Origin of the sequence: Aquipluma nitroreducens (assembly GCF_009689585.1) — a bacterium.
GTDB lineage: Bacteria > Bacteroidota > Bacteroidia > Bacteroidales > Prolixibacteraceae > Aquipluma > Aquipluma nitroreducens.
The window spans coordinates 4,403,074-4,428,998 of record NZ_AP018694.1 but is presented as its reverse complement, the minus strand read 5'-3'; the positions used below and the strand labels follow the sequence as shown (position 1 = coordinate 4,428,998).

Sequence of the window (25,925 nt, the reverse complement as noted above, 5' to 3'; positions counted from 1 at the left end):
GCTGCTTTTCGGTTTGACCCCTGCTCCCGCGCGATTGTATCGCGTGGTTAATTAAAAGCTATTCCATACTTTTGTTCAATATTAGTTATTGTATCCTATCATGAGCCGCAACTACAAATTTTACAACCCAGAAGGAGTGTATTTTATAAGCTTTGCTGTTGTTGAGTGGTTGGATGTAATTTACCCGCAACGAATACAAAAACATAATCATCGATAGCCTGCATTATTGCCAAAAAGAAAAAGGAATGGAGATTTTTGCATGGTGCATAATGACCAGCCACATCCATTTAATACAATCAAGCGGGAGTGGGAGTTTCTACCCATAACATTTTCATTTCGAGAAAAATACAGCCATTTTTTTACCTCAATATATCAAACCCAGCGATAGAATATCCAAATAAAAAGTCTTATATTTACTACAAATCATATAAACTAATCCAAACCCATGAAAAAAGCTTTTCTATCCATTATGCTTGTATTAACCATATCATGTTTACTTATAGGGCAAGTAACTCTTGTAAAGGATATAAATACACAGCCAGCATCCTCATCTCCAACCGGGTTCGTTAGCGTTGGCAACATATCGTATTTTGTATGTACAACCGCAGCTTTTGGCAGTGAACTCTGGCGCAGCGATGGAACCTCGGCCGGAACATATATGGTGAAAGATATTTATCCGGGAACAACGTCTTCAACACCATCAAATCTGATCAATCTTAATGGAACAATCTACTTTAATGCATACAGTACAACCGGAACTGAGTTATGGAAAAGTGATGGGACTGAAACAGGTACAAGTATGGTGAAAGATATTTATCCGGGCAGTATTTTCGAATCAGGATCTCCGTTTCTCCTCGTTAACTTTAATGGCATGCTATATTTTACGGCAATTAACTCTGAATACGGACGTGAAATGTGGAAAACTGACGGAACAAAGACCGGCACTACGCTCGTAAAGGATATAACTCCCGGATCGAATTCATCGATCATTAAGAATCTTACCGAGTGTAAAGGAAATTTATATTTTACCAATCAAGATGCCGCAAGTGGAAATGAATTATGGAAGACTGATGGTACCGAAGCTGGAACGGTTAGGGTCAAAGACATTTATCCGGGATCGGGTTCTGCAAATCCATCATTATTGACTGTTGTGAATTCAACATTATTTTTCACAGCTAATAATGGAGTCTCTGGAACCGAGTTGTGGAAAAGTGATGGAACTGAATCAAGTACAGTTTTGGTTAAAGACATTTATCCCGGGAATTTCCCCAGTTCAATATCAAACCTGTGTGATGTAAACGGGATAGCGTATTTTTCGGCAAATAATGGTGTACATGGAACTGAGCTATGGAAAAGTGATGGAACTGAATCAGGCACCGTTTTGGTTAAAGATATTTATCCGGGATCTAGTACCAATTCAAGTTATCCATCAGGTTTAATAACCTGTTATGGATCAGTGTATTTTAATGCATACAATGATTCTAATGGTAGTGAATTATGGAAGAGTGATGGAACTGAAGTTGGAACCGTTCTGGTAAAAGATATTAATCCTACTGGATCAGGAAGCCCATATAATCTATTCAGTCTTAACGAATCATTATTATTTATTGCTAATGACGGAGTTCATGGAACTGAATTATGGAAAAGTGATGGAACAACCCAAGGTACCGTAATGCTCAAGGATATTTCCACTGGAAATATGACACAAACTAATTTACTAATTGTCGGCAACAAATTAACTGGTGTAGTATTCTTCTCGGCCAATGATGGGGTTACAGGTCAGGAATTATGGAAGAGTGATGGAACTGAAGGTGGAACAATGATGGTGAAAAATATCTCTTCAGGAACAACAGATGGAGTTCAAGGTAGCTTGACATTGGTGAATAGCAAATTTTTCTTTAGTGCCAATGATGGCACTAATGGATCTGAACTATGGATTAGTGATGGAACTCCATCAGGAACAAAAATGATAAAAGATATTTATCCTGGCTCCGGTTCCGGCGATCCTCATCAGTTTTCAGTTTATAATAAATTGTATTTTTTTACCGCTACAAACGGAACAGATGGTATTGAACTTTGGAGTAGCAATGGAACTACTGAAGGAACCAAAATGGTGAAAATTATCCATCCCAGCTCCGGGTTTAATTTCGTTACAGACGAAGACAATGCAACTCTTAACGGACTTTTGTATTTTGCAGCCACCGATAAGACAACTGGAACTGAACTTTGGAAGAGTGATGGTACTGAAGCTGGAACAACAAGAGTAAAAGATGTATTAACTGGTCAAGGTTCAAGCAATCCAACGCAATTTATAGCCATTAACGGAGTGCTTTATTTTGGTGCTCTAACAGAAACAGGCTATGAACTGTGGAAAAGTGATGGAACTGAGGCTGGCACTAGCCTGGTAAAAGATATTTACTCAGGTTCTAGTTCAGGTTCGGTTGACTATCTTACTAACTACAAAGAAATGCTCTATTTTACGGCAAACGATGGAGCAAATGGTATTGAATTATGGAAAAGTGATGGAACAGATGCGGGTACAAGTTTAGTGAAAGATATTTATTCCGGACCTTTGTCAGGAACTCCCGCTTTCCTAAAAAGTGTGAATGGAACTCTTTATTTTTCAGCTGCAAGTGAAGGTTCCGGAAGAGAACTATGGAAAAGCGATGGAACTACCACCGGAACTGTAATGGTAAAAGATATATGCCCGGGTATAGGTTCTGGCAATCCGGTGTCGATGACAGAACTTTCAGGTAAATTATATTTTATCGCATTTAATGAAAACGATGATACAGAATTATGGCAATCTGATGGCACAATAACCGGAACATTGCCATTAAAAAAATCATTGACCGGAGCCAGTTATTTTCATCCAAGCCACTTAACTTCACTTAATAACAAATTGTATTTTCAGGCTATTGACGAAAGCGGAAATGAAAGATTATATGAGTCGAATGGAACAAGTGACGGAACAAGAAAAATTTCAGAACTGGATCAGGTTTCAGGATTGAGAACCTGGTTTACTCAACTAGGAGAAGATTTTTATTTCGTAGCAAATATTGATGATAAAGGGAACGAACTTATAAAATATAAGCCAATCTTGTCTAGCATCGAAAAGGTATCAGATCCCAATAAAACAGGAGTTGTATTCCCAAATCCAACAACCGGTCCAATTACTATTGAATTTGTGAATGGAAAGTTGCCTGCTACATTTTCGCTCTTTGATATAAACGGCAAACTATTAATAAAAAAGATAATGACATCCAATTTATTCCACATCAACTTACAAGAAAATAGTCCGGGTATATATATTTATCAGATAAATGTTGGGAATAACATTCAATACGGGGAAATTATCAAAAAGTAAACGACGGGAGCTAGACTTTAGCCTGTATCAATTGTTCCTGCGCCTCAGGGTGTGCCCCTGCTCCCGCACGATTGTATCGTGTGGTTAATTAAAAGTTATTCCATACTTTTGTTCAATATTAGTTATTGTATCCTATCATGAGCCGCAACTACAAATTTTACAACCCAGAAGGCGTGTATTTTATAAGCTTCGCTGTTGTTGAGTGGTTGGATGTTTTTACCCCGCCCTGCGTGTAGCTTCCTATGTTATGTAGATGACACTAAAACGATAGACTATCGAAGGGAAATAATGCAACTCGAAAAAATGTTTATTGAAGAATTGCAACCTTTTGACGACAAAGGCTACAACATTAGAAGTAGGAAATGACTAAAAAGAAGGGCTACACCATACGAGTAGACAATGTTAAACAAATCAATAAGATGACAACTGAAATTTTAGAAAAGAACAAAGAAATTGTTATACGTTTCAATAAAGAAGTAATTGAACAAGGAAATCTTGATACTTTCAGACAACTTATGGACAATGATTTCATTAACCGGACAGCTCCTGCTGCAGCCAATGGCGCAGACGGAATGTGGAATACATTTTCAAATGTTTTAAGACCAGCATTTCCTGACTTGACTGTAGAAATTTATGAACAAATAGCTGAAGGTGATAAGGTGGTGACAAGAAAATCTATAGCAGGGACGCACAATGGCAAATTATTCGACATTCCTCCCACTGGACAGAAAATTAGAATTGATGTAATTGACATTGTGCGAGTAAAGGATGGAAAATACATTGAACATTGGGGCATTAATACCTTACAAACGGTTTTGTCTGAATTAAAAAAAGTGTGAATAACAAAACGACAGCAGCTAATTTCAGCGACCCGTTGGCAGTAGTGGTTTTCGGTGGGCATCTTTCCGCTCGGGCAGTTCGGGATTCGCAGCCTGCTTCTGCTTGTAGGGTTATCGGTTCGCGCTAAGGATACGACAACTGCGATTAGCAACAATAGTATAAGAAACATTAATTCATGACAAAAACATACGCACCTAAACGAACAACAACACAAGGACATTCCATTCAAATCAGCAACATTGAAATTTACTACGAAGAATACGGAGTAGGAAAGCCGCTGTTGCTTTTGCATGGGTTTGGTGGTTGTTCGCAGAACTGGCATCCATTTATCGACAAGCTTTCAGAGCACTTTCGACTGATTGTTGCCGACCTTCGCGGACATGGTTACTCCACCAATCCGGAAAACAAATTCACTCATCGGGAAGCAGCCAATGACATGTTCCTTTTGCTCGAAAAGTTGGGAATTAATCAATTCTCTGCCATGGGAATGAGTACTGGTGCAATGACACTGCTTCACATGGCTACAAGCCAACCAAGCCGCATCGACTCAATGGTTCTGATTAGCACAACTTCTCATTTCCCAGATCAAGCAAGGGCAATTATGCGCAGAGCTTCTTTTGACACGATGCCTCCTGAAGTGCGGAAAATGTATCGGGAGTGCGCAAAACGCGGTGACGAACAGATTCGTCAACTCATTTCACAGTTCAACGCATTACACAAAAACAATGACGACATGAATTTCGATGCACAAAGTTTATCGACCATTACAGCTCGTACGCTCATTGTGCATGGCGACAGAGACCACTTTTTCCCGGTTGAAATTCCGGTAAGTATTTACCGTTCCATACCCAATGCCGCCTTATGGATTATTCCAGGCGGTGACCATGTTCCAATTTATGAGGCCAAGGTTCCATTCACATCAACTGCCCTTCAATTTCTTAATGAGTTAAGCAAGTGACAATGAACCCCTGCCCCCGCGCGATTGTATTTACGTCAACACATTATAATTTTAGAACAATGACGATAAGACTGATTTCGATTGTTTTGATTGCGTTTTTACTGTTTGGATGCACTGGCGGCGGAAGCAATTCAGGCAACAGTAGTACAACAAACAAGCCCATTCCAACCATCGATTTCGTTTACATGAAATCGTACCCGCACGACACAATTTCTTTCACCGAAGGGCTTCTGATACACCATGGCGATTTATTCGAAAGTACTGGTTCGCCCGCCGAATTACCCTGGACAGAATCATTGTTTGGCATCGTTGACCTGAAGACCGGTAAAATTGATGCCAAAGTAAAGCTAGACAGAGTTAAGTATTTTGGAGAAGGTATAACATTTTTAAATGGGAAAGTATTTCAACTTACCTATAAAACCAAGGTTGGATTTATTTATGATGCAACCAGCTTTAAGAAAACAGGTGAATTTACTTTCCCGGGTGAAGAAGGCTGGGGCATGACAACGGATGGAAAATATTTAATCATGAGCGACGGTACATTTAAATTGACTTATCTGGATCCCGACAATTTACAGGTGATTAAATCAGTTTCGGTTACTGAAAACGGATATGTGAAAGAAAACCTAAATGAGCTGGAATACATAAAAGGTTACATTTATGCTAACATCTGGACGAAAAATACAATAGTTAAAATTGACCCGGCATCAGGCCAGGTAACCGGTCAAATCGATTTGACTCCTTTGGCCGATGAATGTAAAAACATAAACCCGGGTTCCTTAGAAATGAACGGTATTGCTTACGACTCAATCAATGACAGGATTTTCGTGACTGGTAAGCTTTGGCCCAAAATTTATGAGCTAAAAATTAATGACTAATAAACAATAGCCCATAGCAGCAAACTACGCCTGCTTGTAGCGGAACATTAGCACCCCTGCTCCCGCGCATTTTTATCGTTTGGATTGTTTAAGGGAAAGGAGTAATTTCCAATTAAACCAATTAACTTTAATCAATGTTAAAGCACAATATCCTGAAGCAATTATTTGCCGCAGCTGTTGTAATTCAAACAACTGCGTCGGCATACAAAAACGATTGCAATGTGAGTGAAAAGTGCTTTGAAACCGGCAATTGACAATACAGCCAGCGGATGCAGCAACTTTTGGGCAAAATAAAACTCAACAAACAAATATGGAGCATTCAACCATTTGCAAAAACTGTAATCACACCTTCGAGGGTAAGTATTGTAATCGTTGCGGCCAGGCTGCAAATACTCCTGATTTGAGCCTGCATTACATCTGGCATGATATTCAGCACGGAATTTTTCATTTCGACAATGGTATTTTTTATACCATTAAACAGCTTCTGAGAAGACCCGGACATTCCATCCGGGAATTTATAAACGGGAAAAGAATTCATCATTTCAAGCCCTTGTCGTTTGTAGTTGTTTTGGCAACCTTCTACGGGCTGCTTTACCATTATTTCATTGATAATCCTTTTGGCGCTGAACCAATAAACGCAGATGGCAATCTAATTCAGTTTTACCAAAAAGCTATCCGCTGGAATTTAGATCATTTTGCCTATACAGCATTGCTATTAGCTTTAACCACTACCATGGCCTCATATTGGGTATTTAAAAAACAAGGATACAATTTAGCTGAGCATCTAGTACTTAATCTGTACTACAGGGGTTTAGTGTTGGTCGTTGCCCTTCTATTGTTTCCAGTGCTATTTATCGTATACAACAAAACTGATCCTGAGAACTTAATGCGTTATGCACTTCTCATCCAGCCCTTAGACTTTATATTGATGTGTTGGTGTTACGCCCAGTTCTTCAATAAGCTTAACCTGATTAAAGTACTGGGACTTACAACGCTTACCTATATGCTGATGTCGACAATTAACATGATGATTTGGTATACGGGTATGCTCATTGCCAATATAGTCGCTTAACAGAAACCAAATTAATTTATAAATATGCTCACAGCCATTAATCCAAAATTACCAATGCGTGATAAAACGTTAACCAAAGCCTTTTACCTGAACAATTTAAGTTTTAAGGAGCTTGGTGACTTTGGCGACTATTTAATCGTTGGTAAAGACAATATAGAAATTCATTTTTTTGAGTTTAAAGGTCTTGACCCAAAAGAAAACTATGGACAGGTTTATATCAGAACTGAAGATATCGACAAACTTTATCAATCATTGCTTGACAATAAAACAAGTATACATCCCAATGGACATTTGCAAAACAAACCATGGGGACAAAAAGAATTTGCATTACTTGACCCCGACAATAATTTGCTGACCTTTGGACAAAGGATATAAATTGGACCCTGCCAGTGCCGATTTGCAATCACATGTAGCAGGTAAACGGATCAAAGATCCGCAGCCAAGAGGTGCCAATTACAATTTTGCACCAACCGCCTCGAACAAAACCATTGCAAATTGGGAAGAACAGTGTCAGTTTCTCAACATGATCCATATTAAGTTCTGCGAACTATTTGTTGTCGTATTTTTTTCACCACAAACCCCTGAAGGGGCTTGAGCCGTGAGCATCGCAACCGATTGTCAATGAACTAAGTCCGCTTTAGGGGATTTAGGAGTAAACAGAAAAGGAATACGACATTATTTTATTCTCATTACTTACTTCTTTTTCGATGTGACCTATGTGATTATGTGGTTCAAAAGAGGAAGCGAATTTAGGCTTCGGCGCCATCCTTACCGGCAACAAACTTTTTCGATCCCGAATACAATTCGTATTTTCGGAAACTACATTCCAACGAACCATTCAGGATTGGAATTTTGCGCGAAGGGCGCAATCCGATCGATTTGAGGCATTGCGGCGTGCTGATGATCCAAACCGTGGCATTGGTATAATGATGTTTCAGGCGCTCGCCAATCATACCGTAAAAATTAGTGTCATCGGGAGTCAACCTTTCGCCATAAGGCGGATTGAACAACAGGAAAGGCTTTTCTGAAGCTGGTTCAAGCACTTTAAAATCGGAAATTTTAAAATCAATCAAAGAGCCAACACCAGCTTCATCGGCATTTTTAGATGCGATATCGATGTTGCGGCGTAAAATATCGGACGCTGAAATCCGAACAGGTGCTTGTTCTGCCGGCTGAACTTCATTTTCCATCCGTTTAAACAACTCGGCATTGAAACTTTGCCAGTTCTTAAACCCAAAGCTTTTGCGAATACTTCCGGGATAAATTCCGTTAGCCAGCATAGCTGCCTCGATGGCAATGGTTCCCGATCCGCACATGGGGTCGATCAGATTGCTTTTGCAATCCCAATCCGATAGTCGGAGCAGTCCGGCAGCCAAAACTTCGCTCATCGGAGCTTCGTTCTGCCCTACCCTGTAACCGCGTTTATGCAACGATTCGCCGCTGCTATCGAGCGAAATGGTGCAATACTCGGCGCTGATATGCAGGTTGATCAGCACATCCGGATTTTTGGAATCAACATTTGGGCGATTGTCAAATTTATACCTGAAACGATCGACGATGGCATCTTTCAGTTTCAACGAAGCATACATCGAATTATCAAACAAATCCGAAAAAACGGTACTCTGAATTGCAAAAGTCTGATCGCAGTCAAACAGCTCTTCCCACTTGAAGTTTTTTGCCCGCTGATACAAATCGTCAACCGAATAGATTTTGTACGAATCAATCGGAACCAGAATGCGCAAAGCGGTACGCAAACAATAATTGGCCTTGTAGAGCATTTTCTGGTCGCCGCTAAAATAAACCGACCGCCGCCCAATCTGAACTTCGTCGGCGCCAATTTCGATTAATTCCTGAGCCAGTACTTCTTCAAGTCCGGCCAACGTGGTGGCTGTATAATTTTGATTTTTCAATGTATCTCTTTTAAGTTATGTAACGAAAATAAAACCAACTACAAAAGTCTAAAATATTTGCAGAAGTTTCTATTCCTTGCAACCTTTAATTATTCCGCGGTTCGAGTTTCGAATAAAACGAATGATTTCATCACGTTCCGGAGTCACTTTAAAGTTCGTTTCAATCAGATCGAGTGCATGAGTTAAATTTCTTCTTTCCTGAAAAATGATCCGGTAAATCTCTTTCAGTTCGTTGATTTTAAAGGATTCGAATCCCCTACGACTTAATCCGATGGAGTTTATTCCTTCGTAGGTCAACGGATCTCGTGCAGCGATTACATAAGGCGGAACATCTTTAACAATTTTGCTTAGTCCTCCAACCATAGCGTGGGTACCAATCCTCGAAAACTGATGAATCCCGGTTAATCCACTCACATTTGCCCAATCAGACACTGTGACCTCACCTGCCATTCCAACGTTAAAACCAATTACACAATGATCGCCAATCACACAATCGTGCCCAATGTGCGAATTGGCCATGATCAGGTTGTTGTGCCCGATCACCGTTTTTCCTCGTGAAGCTGTTCCCCGGTTTATGGTGACAAATTCACGGATGATGTTGTTATTGCCTATTTCCAGCGTTGTGTATTCGCCTTTATATTTCAAATCCTGTGGTTCGCCTGCAAGCACGGCACTTGCATGAATCTGGCAGTTTTCACCGATTCTGGCTCCGTTTTGAATATGGACATAGTTGCCAATCCGGGTATTCGCGCCGATCACAACATCGTCGTCAATTGTCGCAAAATTCCCGATCTGGACATTCTTTCCAATCTGAGCTTTTTTCCCAATTATTGCACTTTTCGAAATCATAGCATTTCTGTTAAGTTAAAAGTGCAAATGTTGCTGAAATTAAAAGGAGTTTATTTGATGTAATGTCAATTAATTGTAGCGCGAATCCGGCTTAATGTTTCCTGGCTCACATTTAACAGCGAGGCAATGTGTTTTTGTTTGGCCTTCCGGATCAGCAGTGGAAATTTGTCGAGCAAATACTTATATTTCTTTTGAGCAGACATCGATCCAAATACAAAATGAAATTCGTCGAACGCAGCTAACGAATACCTGAAAAAATGCGCGTAAAACTTGAAGAAAAGCGGGTATTCAAGTAACTTTTGTTCATTCTCGAACGACAACGAATAAACCGTTGTATTTTCGCATGCCTGAAGGAATTCGAATGATGGTTTTTGATTGAAATAGCTTGAAAGTATAGCTATCCAATGATTGTCGTGATATAGCCATTTCGTTATTTCTTCGCCATCCTGAAGGTAAAAACGCCGAACAAGTCCTGATTTTATAAAATTAATCTTCGTGCAAATCCGTCCTTCTTCAACGATAAACTCATTTTTCCTGAAGGTAACTTCTTCGAAATAATTCTTAATAGCCTCTTCTGTTTCTGGATCTAATTTTTCGAACTGATTTATAAAACGAATAAGTTCTATCATTTTGGTATCCTATGCAAAAACCCATTAAATTCCGGCGCCGTCGCTGAAATCAGTTTCTTTGGCCTTCGACTGAACGAGTTTGGTGTTTGGCGGCAAACTACTGGTTACCCATACGTTTCCACCGATTACTGAATTTGCTCCAATCCTGATTCGGCCTAAAATGGTTGCCTGAGCGTAAATAATCACATTATCTTCAACAATCGGGTGACGTGGAATGCCTTTTATTGGATTACCGTCTTTATCGAGCGGAAAGCTTTTTGCACCCAGTGTTACGCCTTGATACAATTTCACATTGCTGCCAATAATACAGGTTGAACCAATTACTACACCAGTTCCGTGATCGATTGTAAAGGCTTCGCCAATCTGCGCTCCCGGATGAATATCAATACCAGTTTCGGAATGTCCCATTTCAGAAATGATACGTGGAATAAGCGGTACACCCAATTTAAGCAATTGGTGAGCCACCCTATGGTTGATAATTGCCCTGATGGTCGGGTAGCAATAAATAACTTCGCTTTGGCTGTTGGCTGCCGGATCGCCCAGATATGCGGCCTCGACATCGGTTACCAGCAACCGGCGGATTTCAGGCAGAAACGAAATAAATTCGGATGCCAGTCCCTGCGCAAACTTCGACCGTTCCTGCATATCAACTTGCTCCGGATTAGCACAGGTAAAACATAAACCTGCCAGAATCTGTTCCGAAAGAAGTTCAAACAGCTCATCAACATATACCCCAATATAGTGTTTGATCGTATTCGAACGCAAACTCGTATTTCCAAAGTATCCCGGGAATAAGATCTCGCGGACAATTCCAACAAACTTATTCAACTTTTCGATTGAGGGCAATGGTTCTCCAATGCGGTGTTCGTGGCAAACCAGATTTAATGAATTCTGATTGGCCAACTGCTCAACGGCGCTCCGCATTTTGTGTTCAATATTTATTTCGGAAGACATTTTACAGGAATTTATTACAATTAATACATATTTTCATTTTCACGAATGACAAGGAATTCGAATGAAATTTGATATTCAGCAAAAATCAAATATTTAGTGATGAATTCAAACTCAAACTGCTGAAAGTTTTATTGCAACCGACAAAAATTGCGAACGACATCAATTGCATTGCTTAAGCGCTCCTCTCCTACGCCGCCGATTTCAACAAAGTTAAAACCATAATGTTTCAATTCTCCGATGTAAAGTTCAAACAACTTCAAACGATTCTCTCCACCATTTTCGCGAACCGGATCGGCCTCCCATGGCAAATCGGGTCGGCAAAGCAAAAACAAGTCCATCCTGCAGTTGCGAATTTCAAGGTCCAACCATTCCGGCATTTTCTGAAAAGACCAGAGAAACCATACTTTGGTGATGATAAGCCAGGTATCGAAAAAAAAGAGATTTTCGGAACTGCTTTTAGTTAAGCGATATTGTTCAACCTGAGCTTTGGCGATGGCTTCAACATCTTCGAATGTATAATGATGCGACAACTTCCCGATGTATTCACGTGCAAATTCAGGAATAAACCGACCATTAAATTCTTCAGCCAATTGTTGGCTTAATGTTGATTTCCCAGTCGATTCAGGACCAGTTACGGCAATTCGTATTTGTTTTATTTGAGCATTATGCATAAGTACAAAAGTACATGAGTACATGAGAAAACTGCAGTAAACATTGCATTTTTTGCCACCAAGACACTAAGCCACTACGAAATTTTCTGCTCCCTATATGCAACAAGCGAAGCCTCACCCCTCGGGGGAGGTTTGGAGGGGGCTTTCCCTTTTCCATTCGCGGTAACCAATATAAGCCATAACGGTGTACACCACAAACAGGATAACTGTAGGTAAAAGATCCTTGTACCAGAACAATCCTACGGAAAACGCATCGACAAAAATCCAGACCAGCCAATGTTCAAGGATTTTACGCGCAAGCATCCAGGTAGCCACAATGCTGAGCGCAGTTGCCAACCCATCAGCCATCGGAACGGGCGAATCGGTGTAGTTTTTCAGGATAAACCAAATCAGGATAAACAGGAATACACTGACTATTGAAAGAATAAAGCCCAATTTCAGGGATAAACGGCTCACTTTGATGGGTTCGGCATGATTGGATTGATTTCCGCGCAACCATTCGTACCATCCATAAATGCTGATTGCCACGTAATACATTTGTAATCCCATGTCGGCATACAACTTCGACACAAAAAATACCCAGACATAAAGAACGGATGTCAACAAACCTACCGGCCACGTCAGAATGCTCTGCCGAATGGAAAAGAAGATATAGGCGATACCTAAAATGGCTCCCAGGAGCTCAATGTAATTTCCTGAAAGCCATTTGATTATTAGTTCCATAAAAAAATTCAAGTTACGGGTTGCAGGTTAGAGGTTGCGGGTTTTCCTCGGAACCCGTATCGCGCAACTCTCAACATTATTTTCTCACTACCTTTTATTTCCCCGAAAGTATTTTTTCGTACTCTCCCCTTTTGTTGATTACCTCAACTGCTTTTTTAATCGCTTCATCGTCGCCATTCATAATCTGGAAATATTCACTAATTGAGAACAGATCGCGGGCAATCAAACCTTTCATTTGCTTTTTCAGTAAAGGACGAGCAAAATCAATGCTCTTCTGATCGGGTTTTGGGCTTTCTTTTTTCACTTCCTTCTGATTTTTCTCTGGTTTTGCCTCAACCGGAGTCCCATCAACATCATCGGTAATTTTATCTGCATCAATTTTATCGCCTGCAGCAATAATTTTATCGACCATTTCATCAGTCACCTCAAACTTGTCGTTAAAGGTTTTGAAATCAGTATATTTTTGCTTAAAAGCATCCCGATTGGCATCCATAATGTCAAGAACACCTGAGTACACAACATTTTTGCGATTCAGGGTATTGTAATAGACGTAATATTTTGAAGTATCAAGCGGAATAAACAAATCGGGCATAATTCCACCGCCGCCATAAACTGTACGTTTGGTTGTTTTGGTCAAAAACTTCTCTGCCTTGTTCTGAACGACGCTGTCCTTCGAGAAAAGTTCACCGTTCTCAATGCGGTGCATATAATCCTTTTGATAGGCTTCAACACCATCGGTATATGGCTTTTGAATGCATCGGCCACTTGGTGTGTAATAGTGAGCAGTTGTCAATCGTATCATCGAACCATCGGTCAATGGGAAAGGCTGTTGAACCAATCCTTTTCCGTAAGAACGACGGCCAATTAAAACGCCGCGATCCCAATCCTGAATAGCACCCGATACAATTTCACTGGCCGAAGCGGAACCTTCATCGATTAACACGACCAATTTCCCCTGTTCAAGCTCTCCAAGCGGAGTTGCGCTGTATTCTTTTTTCTCAGCATGAAGTCCTGAAGTATAAACGACCAGTTTGTAGGCTGTTAAAAACTGATCGGCTAGTTCAATCGCTGCGGTCAGGTATCCACCGCCATTTCCACGTAAATCCAACACCAGACTGTTTAACTTAGAGTTGGATTTCAACGCTTTAATCGCATCGTAAAATTCACTGGTTGTTGTGGCCGAGAACTTATTTAGTTTAATGTATCCGGTATTCTCATTAAGCATGTACGATGCATCAAGACTATTGATTGGAATTTTATCGCGAATAACGGTGAAATCCAAAATGTTTAGCTCTCCCTTTCGTTTGATCTTTAAATCAACCTTGGTACCTTTTTTACCACGCAACAAGTCGTAAACATCCGTATTTTTCAAACCGATTGCGGCTATTTTTTTCGCATCCACCTGAACGATCCGGTCGCCCGCCCGAAGTCCAACTTTTTCAGAAGGACCACCAGGAATAGTAGTTACAACCATTAAAGTATCGCGAAAAACATTAAATGAGATACCTACTCCTTCAAAATTACCCTGAAGAGGTTCATTCATTTTTTCTACTTCCTCTTTCGAGATATAAACCGAGTGGGGATCCAGATTTCGCAAAACCTCGACAATGGCTTTTTCAGTCAAATCACCAATTTTTGTTGAATCAACATAGTAGCTATCCACCAATCGAAGCAACCGACCGAATTTCATGGTGTTTTCCTGAACATCCTGGGCTTTCAATTCGCCAATACCTGCAACCATCATCCCCCCCAGCAAAATTGAAATACCTGCTATTTTATTTTTAAATCTCATAATTGTATGTATTAAATCAGATTGGTATCCTTTTCTCCATTCAACTCCAAACCAATCTCAAATTTATCTGAATAACAAAGATAACGGATAAAACCTGTCCTCAATTGTTGTCCTTCTTAATATTAGTTAACATTCAGTACCTATTTGTGTTCATTTGTACCGCACTGATGGATAACATTACACTCAATTAGATTTATGTTTGATGATATTTTCAACTCATAAAAAAACCGGCCTAAACCGGTTCTTTATTAATTATTGTTGCGGATAGCTTACGGGTTCCTTGGGTAGAATCAGAGCCATTCCGAAATATACCAATATCAGGTACGGATTGAAAAAGGTAATCCAGGCAAATGCCAGTCGTAAAAATACAGGGTCAAGTTCAGGGTTCACATAGTTTGAAATTCCGCTGATTACACCAGCCACTAATTTGTCGTTTGAGCGTGTTAACCGTTTCATGATTTTAAGTTTTAAATTGTTTTGTTGTTTCTGTTGTTTCAATTGCTCTTTGAACTGGTTTGTTGCGGGTTTCGCGTTGCGGGTAAAAACCCGAAACGCGTATCTCGTAACCCGAAACATTTATTCTTTTATCGAAAGTCCTTCGGGAGTCATTACCCAGGTTTTACCTGTCATTTCCTTCGACCAAATGTTGTTCACATTATCAAAATCGAAATGCAACTGATCCAAATCTTTTACCAGATAAACCTGTTTGCCTGTTGGAACTTTCAATGTAACCTTCACTTCTTGCTTTCTCCATTTAGCCTGATTTCCGATGTTAAAAAAACGATTGAGTGTCAGCGTAGAATCCTTGCTCGTAAATTCGTACTGAATCAAATTCAGGTTATTTTGGACTTCGGTGGCATTTCGTCCACGAGCTTGTTTGCTGATCACCACCGAAAAGTCGGGCGCAGTAGTCGATTCTATACGAAGGCTTGGGTTTCCGGCCAATACATTTTCGCCATTCGATTTGATCAGGGTAAAATCATCGAATCGCACATCCGAACTATTTTCAACACTTTCAGCTAAAGTTCCAAGCTCGATTCGAATCGTTTTAACATTCTGGCAATTGAGCTGTTTCACTGAAGAAATGGTGTTTTTCTGACTGAAATTATTGACCTGACCAGCAGTGACTCCGATCATAGCAACCAAAGCCACCAACCAAATTCCAAAAGCGCCAAGGCCTATCAATTTGTTATTTGTTTTGTACCTGAAAACCAATTTAGTCCCGACAAAAAGGATGGCCAGCAAAGGGATACCGATTAACAAAACCATCAATAAAATAGACACACTAACCAATCCCGGACTAACCACATAGCTTAAAAATCCGTTTAAATCAACACCAGAGTTCAATCCTGAAGCCGAACTGTGAAATACGGTACCTCCAACGGCAAGTGAAACCATTGCAGCTATAAGCCCAACAAATCCAGTCAGAATAAATAAGCTTCCAAAGAAGACCGCTACAACACGCCCCAAACCTTTAGCAACCTGAACTGTAGCTTGTCCAGCTTTATTCGCAATATCTCTACCTTTTTGAGCCGATTCAGAACGATTCATTTTCGAAAAACTATTCTTTACTTCATCTACTTCTTCCTGAACGGTCTTCCGGATGTTCGAAATGGTCGCATCCTCACCCCGCATTTCAAGCCGTTGAGCTGTTGTGCGTGCTTTCGGAACCACAATCCATAAAATCAGGTAAACGATAGCTGAAATGCCAACTCCGACGAAAACCAGCAATACAAAAAGTATCCGGAGAAATACAGGGTCAATATTGAAATAGGCGCTCATTCCGGAACAAACTCCACCCAAAACACGGCTTTCGCTATCGCGGTACATTCGTTTTTTTGTTTTTTCGCCTTTCAATTCTTTTGCTGAAGTTTCTGTATTTTCAGGTTCTTCCTGGTCCATAAAATCTTCAGGGTTTCCCATTCGTTGCATCACTTCGTCAACCCATTCGTCTGTCACAGCGTCCTGTCCTGAGTTTATTTTTTCCTGAAGCAGTTCAGCAATGCGCGATTCAATATCCTGTAAAATTTCCTGTCCACCTTTTTGAGTTTCAAAAAAGCGATTCAACAATTTCAGATAATCCTGTAGTTTTTCAAAAGCATCTTCTTCGATGTGGAAAACGCTCCCGCTAATGTTTATTGTGAATGTCTTTTTCATGGTTTCTATTGTTTTAATTGTTTCTGATTCTATTGAATACTTTGGTCTACTGCTGGCAGTTAATCCGAAAAACGGCGTCAACCAATTCCTTCCAGAATTTTCCGAGTTCGGCCAGGAATAGTTTTCCGGGTTCGGTCAATTCGTAATACTTTCGTGGTGGACCCTGAAACGATTCTTCCCAATGGTATCCAAGGTAGCCTTCGTTTTTAAGCCGGGTCAGCATTGGGTAAAGTGTGCCTTCCACAACAACCAATTCCGACTTCTCCAGATTTTGAACAATGTCACTAACATAAAGAGGCTTGTTCTCAAGAACCGACAGAATACAGTATTCGAGTACCCCTTTTCTCATTTGTGCTTTTGTGCTTTCCAGTTTCATGATTTTCTCCTCCTCTGTTTTATTGTTTTTTGGTTTTCTGTTTTTAAAAGTTTGTTCTCAATTCCTATGACATCAGTTATTTGTTTTGGTTACAAACTGTATAGTTCTTTTTTTTAACCTATACCTTCCGTTACATTGTTATTTGTACTGCAAATATATATCTTTTATATGATACCATGCAACACATAGTACCATATATTTTCAAAATATTTTTCAACATAAATATAAACAACTGATTTATTGACAATTAAAAGTTTATGGAATTTGAAATATTTTTAAAAGTCAAATAAAACAAATAACATTTTGCATTGAATAAATAGAATTTCGCTTTAAAAAAGAGTTATAAAGATCTGAAAAGCGAATCAATAAACCCGATTGTCTTATCTTTGTCGCAAAATCAAAACGAAACAGCAATGTCACTCATTATTGATGAAAAAGACCTGGATAAGTTTATACTCATAGGTGACCGTGTATTGATACGCCCTAAAAATCCACAGGGAAAAACCGCTTCTGGGTTATATTTGCCGCCAAATGTTCAGGAAAATGAAAAAACACAAAGCGGCTATATTGTTAAAGTCGGTCCCGGGTATCCGATTCCGGCCATGACTGATGTTGACGAACCCTGGAAAGAAAAGAAGGAGCAGGTTCAATATGTTCCTCTTCAGGCCAAAGCGGGCGACCTGGCAGTTTACCTCAATAAGAGTAGATGGGAAATTGAATTCAACAAAGAAAAATTCATCATTCTGCCACATTCTTCAATTTTGATGCTTATTCGCGACGAAGGTTTGTTTGAATAGTGTCCAGTTAGCAGTCGCAGTATTCAGAAATACAAACAAAATCTTGAAAACGCCACAATTAAATATACAGGGAGAAGGCCAGCCGTTTATCTGGCTTCATGGAATGCTGAACTCCGTAGAATCTGATTCGGTTTATTCATTAATAGATTTTAATTCGATACAGGATCTGGTTTCAGTAGTCAGGTACAATTACTGCGATCAATCGACTGATGGCGATTATTCCTGGCCCGCATTAACTGACGAATTAATGTGCATTCTTAACGCTCAAAATTACGACAAAGTAGTGATGGGCGGATTGTCGATGGGAGCGGCCACAAGTCTTCATGCCGCAGTCCGGTTTCCGGAGCGGGTAAAGGCATTGGTGTTGGTCACTCCTCCCCCGGCCTGGGAAATGCGCAACGACGTAATAGCAGTTTACAAAAAGATCGTATCCAAAACCAACGGAAAAACTGTTCCTGAAATCCTGAAAAGAATCATTCAATGGAGTCAGGATCCACCTGATTTTTTTGAGCAAATTTATCGCGGAACCAGGCAAAGGTTGTTGGATAATCGTCTGGGGTTTGAGCCACCTTATTATTCACGAATCTATTTGGGAGGAGCAGCTTCCGATCTGCCATCACGCGAACAAATTGCAAAAATAGATGTTCCTACATTGATTGTTTCAATACCGAATGATATAAACCATCCTTTCGAAATGGCACAAAATCTTCATCAGTTGATTCATGGGTCAGAACTTTTTGTTGTTTCTGACTATAAGGATTATCAAAAGTTACAGCATAAAGTGCATGATTTTTTAGCTTTGCATGGCACTAATAACAAATCGTAAATTTTTCAGGCATTTTATTTTCAAATTGAAACCAACAGAACAACGCAATTAGTATTTTTCATATATTGCACCCGAAAATAAATTAAACATTAAACCCACTTAAATATCAGTTATGGAGAGAGTTTCAGACAGAGTAGCCTGTTTATCGGAATCTGCCACCCTGGCTGTGGCCCAAAAAAGCCGCGAATTAAAAGAAAAAGGCATCGACGTGATCAGCCTTGGCGTTGGTGAACCTGATTTTAACACCCCCGATTTCATCAAAGACGCCGCAAAAAAGGCCATTGATGATAACTATTCAACGTATTCACCAGTTCCGGGCTATGCTTCGTTGCTGAAAGCCATTTCAGATAAACTGAAACGCGACAATGGACTGGAATATGCAACCAACCAGATTATTGTATCAAACGGTGCGAAACACTCGATCGCCAACTTGTTGCAATGCTTAATCAACAAAGGCGATGAAGTGATTATTCCGGCGCCTTACTGGGTAACTTACATTGAGTTGGTCAAACTGAACGAAGGCGTAAATGTGATCATCCCAACCACTGTTGACAGCGATTTTAAAATCACTCCAGCCCAATTGGAAGCTGCAATTACGCCTAAAACCCGTGCGTTCCTGTTCAGCAGCCCGAGCAACCCCACCGGAAGCGTTTATACCAAAGCTGAACTGAAAGCTTTTGCCGATATTTTTGCCAAACATCCAAACATCATTGTGATTTCAGACGAAATTTACGAACATATCGTTTATGGCATCAAACACGAAAGCATTGCTCAATTTGCCAAAATTAAAGATCAGGTAGTTGTTGTTAATGGAGTATCAAAAGCGTTTGCCATGACAGGTTACCGCATTGGCTACATTGCAGCCCCACTTTGGTTGGCAAAAGCAGCCAACAAATTACAGGGACAATATACATCCGGTCCATGTTCAGTTTCGCAAATTGCCTCGGTTGCCGCTTTAAACGCACCGCTGGATACAGTGCAGGCAATGGTTGAGCAATTCAATAAACGTCGCGATCTGGTTCTGGCAAAACTGGCCGAAATTCCTGGTATTAAAACCAGCAAACCCGATGGCGCATTCTATGTTTTTCCTGACATTTCATCCTTCTTCGGAAAGTCGGATGGCACTGTAACCATCAATAATGCAGACGATATGGGCTTATTTATCCTGTCGAATGCCTTTACAGGAGTTGTTTCGGGCGAAGCATTTGGCGCTCCTGAATGTATCCGTATTTCATACGCCGCTTCGGAAGCGGACCTGACCAAATCGCTTGACCGCATTAAAGCTGCATTGGCCACTTTGAAATAAGATTTTCTTTTAAACTTTACATATTAAGCCTGATGGATCAATTCTATCAGGCTTTTTTTATACCGTTGACTTTATCACTTACTGATTTTGTAGAGAAGCAGTTCTTCATTATCATTCGGAATTTTAGTGGTTCCGATAAGAGTCAAACCCAATTTTTCAAGCAGTTTTTGAGAAGCCGTGTTATCCTGAGTGGTAATGGCAACGATCTCAGTTATTCCAAACTCAGTAAAAGCAACTTGTTTTAACTTATTTGCCGATTCGAAACCATAACCTTTTCCTTCATATTTTTGAAGAAAAGCGAACCCTATATCCAGACCATCAAGTCCATCCCGGTCGTAGAATCCGCAAACACCCATTTTAGCCTGGTCCGATTTCCGAATTACAGTGTAATTGCCAAATCCAAGTCGTTCAAACTGCGGTAGCATTTTTAATTTGATGTATTCCCTTGCACTTTCTATCGAGGTAACATTCCGATTTCCAATGTACTTCAACCAATTCGGAGAGTTTAATAACTCAAATATAAATTCAGCATCCTCTTCAAAGGTTGGCTTTATGATAAGCCTCTCTGTTTCGAAAGTTTTATATTCGGTCATTGTATTAATTTAGAAAAATTGGTATTGATTCCTGCGAAACTATTGCTTCCTGGCCCGATCCATCTCGCGGGCATCGTCTTTCAGTTTCAGGGTTTCGCGTTTGTCGTAGGTCTTTTTCCCTTTGGCGAGCGATATTTCGAGCTTGGCCAATCCGCGATCGTTGATGAAAAGTTTTAAAGGAACTATGGTAATACCGCCTTCTTTGGTTTTCTTCTGTAATTTATCCAATTCTTTGCGGTTCAGGAGTAATTTGCGGTCGCGCTTGGCAATGTGGTTGTTGCAGGTACCAAAATCGTATTCGGCAATGTGCATATTCTTCACATACAACTGGTTATCCCAAAATGAGCAATACGAATCAACCAACCCGGCTTTGCCTCCACGGATCGATTTAATTTCGGTTCCTGCCAGTTGAATTCCGGCATAGAAAGTTTCGAGGATTTCGTAGTCGAAGAAAGCCTTTTTGTTTTTAATGCTAATATTTTGTGGTTTGTGTACCATTCTATCGTAAAAGTCTCAAAATTTAATCTAATGCCACAAAGGCACGAAGCTAAAAAAACAAATGAACCTTGGAGTTTCTTAGAGTCTTTGTGCCTTAGTGGCCAAAATTCATCCGTTTGAAACTTACATTTAAATTTGCATTGCAAAAATACATTTAATTTGCACTTCCAAAACCTCTGAATTCATGCACAACGAAAAATATAACCTAATTACCATTCTTGGGCCAACAGCTTCAGGAAAAACCAGCGTAGCAGCCAAAGTTGCATCGGCTCTCGACGGCGAAGTGATCTCTGCCGATTCACGACAGGTTTACCGCGGAATGGATCTCGGGACAGGAAAGGATTACGCCGACTATATTGTCGATGGCAAGCCGGTTCCGTATCATCTGATCGACATTGTTGACGCGGGTTACGAGTACAATGTTTATGAATACCAGAAAGATTTTTTGAAGGTTTTTGCCGACATCAGCGAGCGCAGAAAACTGCCGGTGATGTGTGGCGGAAGTGGTTTATACCTGGAAGCTATCCTGAAAAACTACAAGCTGATTCAGGTTCCGGTAAACGAAAAACTTCGCGAAGAACTGGACGATAAATTATTGTGGGAACTGGAATTGATTTTGAAAGGCTACAAAAACTACCTGCACAACCAAACCGATACGGAAAGTGTGAAACGTGTCATACGTGCCATCGAAATTGAAGAATACTACCTGACTCACCCTGAAATTGACACCGGAATGCCCGAAATCAGAAGTTTGGTGGTTGGCGTCAAATTTGATCGTGATTCGCGCCGGAAACGCATAACCAGCCGACTTAAACAACGACTGAAAGAAGGAATGCTAGATGAGGTTCAGCGGTTACTCGATAGCGGTTTAACTCCGGAACAATTAACTTACTACGGACTGGAATATAAATACATGACTCAACACCTGACCGGACAACTCACATATCAACAAATGTTCGACGGTTTAAATGTGGCCATTCACCAGTTTGCCAAACGCCAGATGACCTGGTTCCGACGGATGGAAAACCAAGGAACAAAAATTCATTGGCTTGATGGATTTATGCCTTTGGATGAAAAGGTTGAAAAGATATTGGAATGTTACAGAAAGATATAAAAGGGATTAAGCAACCATTTGGATGAACTAATCATCTACTTTGAAAATACTGCTTCCGATGAAAACAAATCTTTTTATTTCAATCCTGATCGTTTTACTTTTTTCGAATTGTCACGAAGAAAATAATGACCCAAATACATTCCAGCTTCAAGCAGAAGTATTGGGTAGTAATCCGGATTGTGGGGTATTTTCAATTAAATTTACTTCTGAACTGGATAAGGTGAAAATGATTGTTGGCAGCACAACTTTAGACGGCATTTATATTGCAAAAAACCTACCTATTGAGCTGCAGCAATCTGGAATAAAAATCAAGCTTGACATAAGAAAAATACAAGATTCGGAATTAGGAGCATGCACTGCAATGGGCCCTTCTTATCCTTGGATCTATGTAATAAAAGCGGAAAAAATAAATAATTAGGAAGAATCAATGTTCCGGTTAACGTTAAAATCCTTGACTAACATATAAAAAAGAACAGATGTGGAAAAGCTAAAAAACATACACCCCGGAGAAATATTAAATGAAGAGTTTTTAATTCCACTTGGCATCTCAGCCTACCGGCTGGCCAAAGAAACTTTTATTCCTCAAACCAGAGTTAGCGAAATAATAAAGGGAAACAGAAGAATCACAGCAGACACAGCACTTCGCCTTTCCAAATTTTTCGGAAATTCACCTCGATTTTGGCTTGGGTTACAAAATGATTACGATTTGGAAGAAGAAGGAACTCAAAAAGAAAATGTATTGAACGAAATTAAGCCAATAGAAGGAAATGCCGCTTAATGAAGGGGTTAATTGTTGTATGGTTTAATTGCTATAAAGATTAAGGTCATACAAACCCACCAACAATTTAACCATTTAGCAATTTACTCTTTCCCTCCAAACAATTCGCATCACGCACAAATCGGCGCCATCCGACTGGCGAACCAGGCAATTCAGGCTTTCCGATTCTGATAGTTTGGTGTTGGTTACAGCAATCCAGTCGCCCGCCTGCCCTTCTTTCAGATAATTAACTTCTAACTCGGCAGGTTCGTGGGCATTCAAAAAATCTATCCCAAAATCGTCCAGCACTCGCTCCACATATTTCACACTATTAAAATGCTGATTAATATCCAGTTCGCTAAATAAAACTGGATAATAATTCAAAGTTTCAGAATGAGCATCGGGTTTTATCCGTTTCGGTGCCCGACAGGCATTCGCATCAATTCGCTTTGGAAAAGTATCTCTGAAATCATTTAACCTGAATATTTTGCGTGTTTCCATATCCAAAATCAACCAGGCAGAACTGGCGCGTAAAATCACTTCACCTTTGTCATTTTCAACAATGTATTCACGGTAAGCATACATGCCATCCGTTCCAGCCGACCAGGTATTCAGCGTTATTTCATCCTGCCAGGAAGGGTATTTTTCGACCTGAAAATACATGCGCGACAATACCCAAAACAGATTATTACTTTTCAAACTGTCGTATCCCCAATCCATGACCTGAGCATGCGCCCAGGCGGCTTCAATCAGAATATTGAACAATGAGGAAATGGATGCCTGTCCGTATTGATTCGTGTGATAGGACTTAATGCTGATTTGTTCCTGATACTTTTCCATTTGGAAACAGATATTTTAAACCTTTGTGCAAATCTATTGTTCAGTTTTGAATTACCAATCGATTTAACGACTTTTGCACAAATTTTAAATGTTTCATGGAAAAGATTATTATAAAAACTCCGGCTCAGATTGAAGGGATCCGGAAAAGCAGCAAGCTCGCAGGCCAAACGCTCGAATTTATTGCTCCATTTGTAAAAGAAGGTGTCTCAACTGAATTTTTAGATCAAAAAATAGAAGCTTTCATTCGCGAAAACGGCGCCATTCCTGCCACATTGGGTTATGGGGGATACCCCAAATCGTGCTGTATTTCGCTCAACGAAGTGATTTGTCACGGAATTCCTTCAGAAAAAACCATTTTAAAGAGTGGTGACATTTTAAACATAGACGTGACAACCATTCTGGATGGCTACTATGGCGATACCAGCAAAATGTACACGGTTGGTGAAGTTTCGCCGATTGCACAGGAATTAATTGAGGTGACTAAACATTGTTTAGATTTGGGCATACAGCAAGTTAGGCCCGGAAATCAGTTTGGAAACATTGGTTTTGCCATCAGCAAATACGCTAAAGCTAAAGGATTCAGTGTGGTTTACGAGTTCTGTGGGCATGGTTGCGGAGTTGATTTTCATGAAGAACCGCAAATTGACCATACTTCGCGCAGGAATACTGGTCCAATCATGAAACCTGGCATGACTTTCACCATTGAGCCAATGATTAATCAAGGACGGGCAAGTGCCGTTGTTGACAAAGCAGATAAGTGGACAGCCAGGACGATTGACAACAAGCTTTCAGCGCAATTTGAACATACCATTCTGATTACAGAAACCGGATTTGAAGTATTGACTGACGTCACTGGAGAATACGAATAAATAACAGGAAAAAGTCATTAGTCATTGGGAAATTTTTCTGATGACTAATGACTTTTTTCCATTACTTCGATCAACAGGATTACTAATTGCCTTTTAAAATCACCATCGTTGCGCCATAGCCATATTCTTTAAAGCTGGCATCCTGAAAATAATATTTCTTGTATTTGGTGCTCAATTCTTTGCGAAGTTCCTGCTTGAGCGTTCCATTTCCGATACCATGAATAAAAACAATCCGTCGTGTTCCATTAGCAATTGCAGTTTCCAGTTCGTTGCGGAATCGGCCCAACTGAACTTCGAGCATTTCGTGATTGGCCAAACCACGGGTATCTTCCAATAATTCGTGAATGTGCAGATCAATTTCAACCAAATCAGGAGAGACAGTGCGCTTTACAACAACCTTGGGCTCCTCTTTTTCGAGTACAACCTGAGTCATATCAGCCTCTGAAAGTTTAGCAACTTCAGTTTCCATATCGGGTTCGAGCAAAGAAAAAACAATTGCATTCTGAGTGAAGTACCTGGTTTTCTCATAACTATTTAGTCGATAAAACTTAACCGGATTCAAACGAAAACTTTTTACCACAGGGTTTTCGAGCGATGACGACTCTTCCCTGAAAAACACCAACTGAAACTGAAAATCGGGAAGTTCATTCAAATCCATCCGTGTAAAACTTTCGAGATACCGCTTGCTGTTAGGGTTCATCTTGCCCGATTCGACACTGCGGTAAACCTTATTCTTCAGGTGGCTATAGTTATAAAGCACAAAATTATTGCTGTTATTCACCAAATAGACTTTCAATTCACCTTCAACCGGATTTGCTTCGTTCTGGGGCACAAACGCAAAATAACAATCGGGCGAATCTTTTCCGGCAATGTATTTGGGTTCAACCTTGGGCTGTTCTTTTTTTACTTCTACGGCTTCTTTTTTCTGATCGGCGCGGATTTTAGCATGACGTTTTTCTGAATTCATCGAATTTGCATCATCCACAACAACCACTTCACTAATCAGGGTTGGAACTTCGAAGCCATCGTAATCTTCAACATTTACCATGGTTTTGTTGATCACCGATTTCACCACCCCGCCGCCAACGGCATTCAAAAACCGAACCTTATCTCCTGCTTTTATCATTTTCTGAAAATTTTACACAAAAC

Annotated in this window: 27 protein-coding genes; 13 read left to right on the top strand and 14 right to left on the bottom strand. The window is 40.2% G+C overall.

The window, feature by feature from the left end:
• The first annotated feature begins 445 nt into the window (after positions 1-445).
• The 6 genes from AQPE_RS18565 (at position 446) to AQPE_RS18540 (ending at position 7,490) form a co-directional block, all read left to right on the top strand.
• Positions 446-3,367 (top strand): ELWxxDGT repeat protein, encoded by a 2,922-nt coding sequence (locus AQPE_RS18565; RefSeq protein WP_318347993.1) that lies wholly within the window; start codon positions 446-448, stop codon positions 3,365-3,367.
• A 419-nt stretch (positions 3,368-3,786) separates the two neighbouring features.
• Positions 3,787-4,206: an ester cyclase gene (locus AQPE_RS18560; protein ID WP_318347992.1), complete on the top strand. Its 420-nt coding sequence runs from the start codon at positions 3,787-3,789 to the stop codon at positions 4,204-4,206.
• Positions 4,207-4,382: 176 nt separating this feature from the next.
• Positions 4,383-5,165, top strand: a complete 783-nt coding sequence (locus AQPE_RS18555; protein WP_318347991.1) for an alpha/beta fold hydrolase — start codon at positions 4,383-4,385, stop codon at positions 5,163-5,165.
• A gap of 59 nt (positions 5,166-5,224) precedes the next feature.
• Positions 5,225-6,043, top strand: coding sequence for a glutaminyl-peptide cyclotransferase (locus AQPE_RS18550; RefSeq protein WP_318347990.1), 819 nt, complete (start codon positions 5,225-5,227; stop codon positions 6,041-6,043).
• A 310-nt stretch (positions 6,044-6,353) separates the two neighbouring features.
• Positions 6,354-7,115 carry a DUF3667 domain-containing protein gene (locus AQPE_RS18545; protein WP_318347989.1) on the top strand — a complete coding sequence of 254 codons (762 nt, stop codon included), beginning with the start codon at positions 6,354-6,356 and terminating at the stop codon, positions 7,113-7,115.
• Between the two features lie 24 nt (positions 7,116-7,139).
• Complete coding sequence (locus AQPE_RS18540; RefSeq protein WP_318347988.1) at positions 7,140-7,490, top strand: bleomycin resistance protein; 351 nt, start codon at positions 7,140-7,142, stop codon at positions 7,488-7,490.
• Between the two features lie 374 nt (positions 7,491-7,864).
• Here the strand turns inward: AQPE_RS18540 and AQPE_RS18535 are convergent, their stop codons facing one another.
• The 10 genes from AQPE_RS18535 to AQPE_RS18490 all read right to left on the bottom strand — a co-directional run bounded on the left by AQPE_RS18535 (position 7,865) and on the right by AQPE_RS18490 (position 17,176).
• A complete protein-coding gene (locus tag AQPE_RS18535; protein WP_318347987.1) occupies positions 7,865-9,025 on the bottom strand; it encodes a THUMP domain-containing class I SAM-dependent RNA methyltransferase in 1,161 nt (386 codons plus the stop codon).
• Between the two features lie 69 nt (positions 9,026-9,094).
• Entirely contained in the window at positions 9,095-9,874 is a 780-nt protein-coding gene (gene lpxA, locus AQPE_RS18530; RefSeq protein WP_318347986.1) for an acyl-ACP--UDP-N-acetylglucosamine O-acyltransferase, read from the bottom strand.
• Between the two features lie 65 nt (positions 9,875-9,939).
• Positions 9,940-10,503, bottom strand: a complete 564-nt coding sequence (locus tag AQPE_RS18525) for a Crp/Fnr family transcriptional regulator (protein WP_318347985.1) — start codon at positions 10,501-10,503, stop codon at positions 9,940-9,942.
• 24 nt (positions 10,504-10,527) lie between these two features.
• The gene (gene epsC, locus AQPE_RS18520; protein ID WP_318347984.1) at positions 10,528-11,457 is read right to left on the bottom strand and encodes a serine O-acetyltransferase EpsC; all 930 of its coding nucleotides are present in this window, start codon (positions 11,455-11,457) and stop codon (positions 10,528-10,530) included.
• A 128-nt stretch (positions 11,458-11,585) separates the two neighbouring features.
• Positions 11,586-12,128, bottom strand: coding sequence for an ATP-binding protein (locus AQPE_RS18515; protein WP_318347983.1), 543 nt, complete (start codon positions 12,126-12,128; stop codon positions 11,586-11,588).
• A gap of 114 nt (positions 12,129-12,242) precedes the next feature.
• Positions 12,243-12,851: a nicotinamide riboside transporter PnuC gene (gene pnuC / locus AQPE_RS18510; RefSeq protein ID WP_318347982.1), complete on the bottom strand. Its 609-nt coding sequence runs from the start codon at positions 12,849-12,851 to the stop codon at positions 12,243-12,245.
• A 94-nt stretch (positions 12,852-12,945) separates the two neighbouring features.
• Positions 12,946-14,643 (bottom strand): S41 family peptidase, encoded by a 1,698-nt coding sequence (locus AQPE_RS18505; RefSeq protein WP_318347981.1) that lies wholly within the window; start codon positions 14,641-14,643, stop codon positions 12,946-12,948.
• 252 nt (positions 14,644-14,895) lie between these two features.
• Positions 14,896-15,099: a PspC domain-containing protein gene (locus AQPE_RS18500; protein WP_318347980.1), complete on the bottom strand. Its 204-nt coding sequence runs from the start codon at positions 15,097-15,099 to the stop codon at positions 14,896-14,898.
• A gap of 120 nt (positions 15,100-15,219) precedes the next feature.
• Complete coding sequence (locus AQPE_RS18495) at positions 15,220-16,800, bottom strand: PspC domain-containing protein (protein ID WP_318347979.1); 1,581 nt, start codon at positions 16,798-16,800, stop codon at positions 15,220-15,222.
• Positions 16,801-16,846: 46 nt separating this feature from the next.
• Positions 16,847-17,176 carry a PadR family transcriptional regulator gene (locus tag AQPE_RS18490; protein ID WP_318347978.1) on the bottom strand — a complete coding sequence of 110 codons (330 nt, stop codon included), beginning with the start codon at positions 17,174-17,176 and terminating at the stop codon, positions 16,847-16,849.
• A gap of 413 nt (positions 17,177-17,589) precedes the next feature.
• Here AQPE_RS18490 and AQPE_RS18485 point away from each other — a divergent pair, with 413 nt between their 5' ends.
• The 3 genes from AQPE_RS18485 (at position 17,590) to AQPE_RS18475 (ending at position 20,105) form a co-directional block, all read left to right on the top strand.
• A complete protein-coding gene (locus AQPE_RS18485) occupies positions 17,590-17,973 on the top strand; it encodes a co-chaperone GroES (RefSeq protein WP_318347977.1) in 384 nt (127 codons plus the stop codon).
• A 43-nt stretch (positions 17,974-18,016) separates the two neighbouring features.
• Positions 18,017-18,799 (top strand): alpha/beta fold hydrolase, encoded by a 783-nt coding sequence (locus tag AQPE_RS18480; RefSeq protein ID WP_318347976.1) that lies wholly within the window; start codon positions 18,017-18,019, stop codon positions 18,797-18,799.
• Positions 18,800-18,911: 112 nt separating this feature from the next.
• Positions 18,912-20,105, top strand: a complete 1,194-nt coding sequence (locus tag AQPE_RS18475; RefSeq protein WP_318347975.1) for a pyridoxal phosphate-dependent aminotransferase — start codon at positions 18,912-18,914, stop codon at positions 20,103-20,105.
• Between the two features lie 74 nt (positions 20,106-20,179).
• On the opposite strand, the gene AQPE_RS18470 is transcribed toward AQPE_RS18475, so the two are convergent.
• Both AQPE_RS18470 and smpB read right to left on the bottom strand, forming a co-directional pair.
• Positions 20,180-20,698 carry a GNAT family N-acetyltransferase gene (locus AQPE_RS18470; protein WP_318347974.1) on the bottom strand — a complete coding sequence of 173 codons (519 nt, stop codon included), beginning with the start codon at positions 20,696-20,698 and terminating at the stop codon, positions 20,180-20,182.
• A gap of 39 nt (positions 20,699-20,737) precedes the next feature.
• Positions 20,738-21,196, bottom strand: a complete 459-nt coding sequence (gene smpB, locus AQPE_RS18465; protein WP_318347973.1) for an SsrA-binding protein SmpB — start codon at positions 21,194-21,196, stop codon at positions 20,738-20,740.
• 184 nt (positions 21,197-21,380) lie between these two features.
• Between smpB and miaA the strand changes: the two genes are divergently transcribed.
• The 3 genes from miaA to AQPE_RS18450 are packed head-to-tail and all read left to right on the top strand — an operon-like array spanning position 21,381 to position 23,088.
• Positions 21,381-22,310, top strand: coding sequence for a tRNA (adenosine(37)-N6)-dimethylallyltransferase MiaA (gene miaA, locus AQPE_RS18460; RefSeq protein WP_318347972.1), 930 nt, complete (start codon positions 21,381-21,383; stop codon positions 22,308-22,310).
• Positions 22,311-22,368: 58 nt separating this feature from the next.
• Positions 22,369-22,728 (top strand): hypothetical protein, encoded by a 360-nt coding sequence (locus AQPE_RS18455; RefSeq protein WP_318347971.1) that lies wholly within the window; start codon positions 22,369-22,371, stop codon positions 22,726-22,728.
• 60 nt (positions 22,729-22,788) lie between these two features.
• Positions 22,789-23,088 (top strand): HigA family addiction module antitoxin, encoded by a 300-nt coding sequence (locus AQPE_RS18450; RefSeq protein WP_318347970.1) that lies wholly within the window; start codon positions 22,789-22,791, stop codon positions 23,086-23,088.
• 75 nt (positions 23,089-23,163) lie between these two features.
• Here the strand turns inward: AQPE_RS18450 and AQPE_RS18445 are convergent, their stop codons facing one another.
• Positions 23,164-23,907, bottom strand: a complete 744-nt coding sequence (locus AQPE_RS18445; RefSeq protein ID WP_318347969.1) for an acyl-[acyl-carrier-protein] thioesterase — start codon at positions 23,905-23,907, stop codon at positions 23,164-23,166.
• A gap of 95 nt (positions 23,908-24,002) precedes the next feature.
• Between AQPE_RS18445 and map the strand changes: the two genes are divergently transcribed.
• The gene (map, locus tag AQPE_RS18440; protein WP_318347968.1) at positions 24,003-24,776 is read left to right on the top strand and encodes a type I methionyl aminopeptidase; all 774 of its coding nucleotides are present in this window, start codon (positions 24,003-24,005) and stop codon (positions 24,774-24,776) included.
• 82 nt (positions 24,777-24,858) lie between these two features.
• On the opposite strand, the gene AQPE_RS18435 is transcribed toward map, so the two are convergent.
• Positions 24,859-25,902: a Smr/MutS family protein gene (locus AQPE_RS18435; RefSeq protein WP_318347967.1), complete on the bottom strand. Its 1,044-nt coding sequence runs from the start codon at positions 25,900-25,902 to the stop codon at positions 24,859-24,861.
• Between the last annotated feature and the right edge of the window lie 23 nt (positions 25,903-25,925).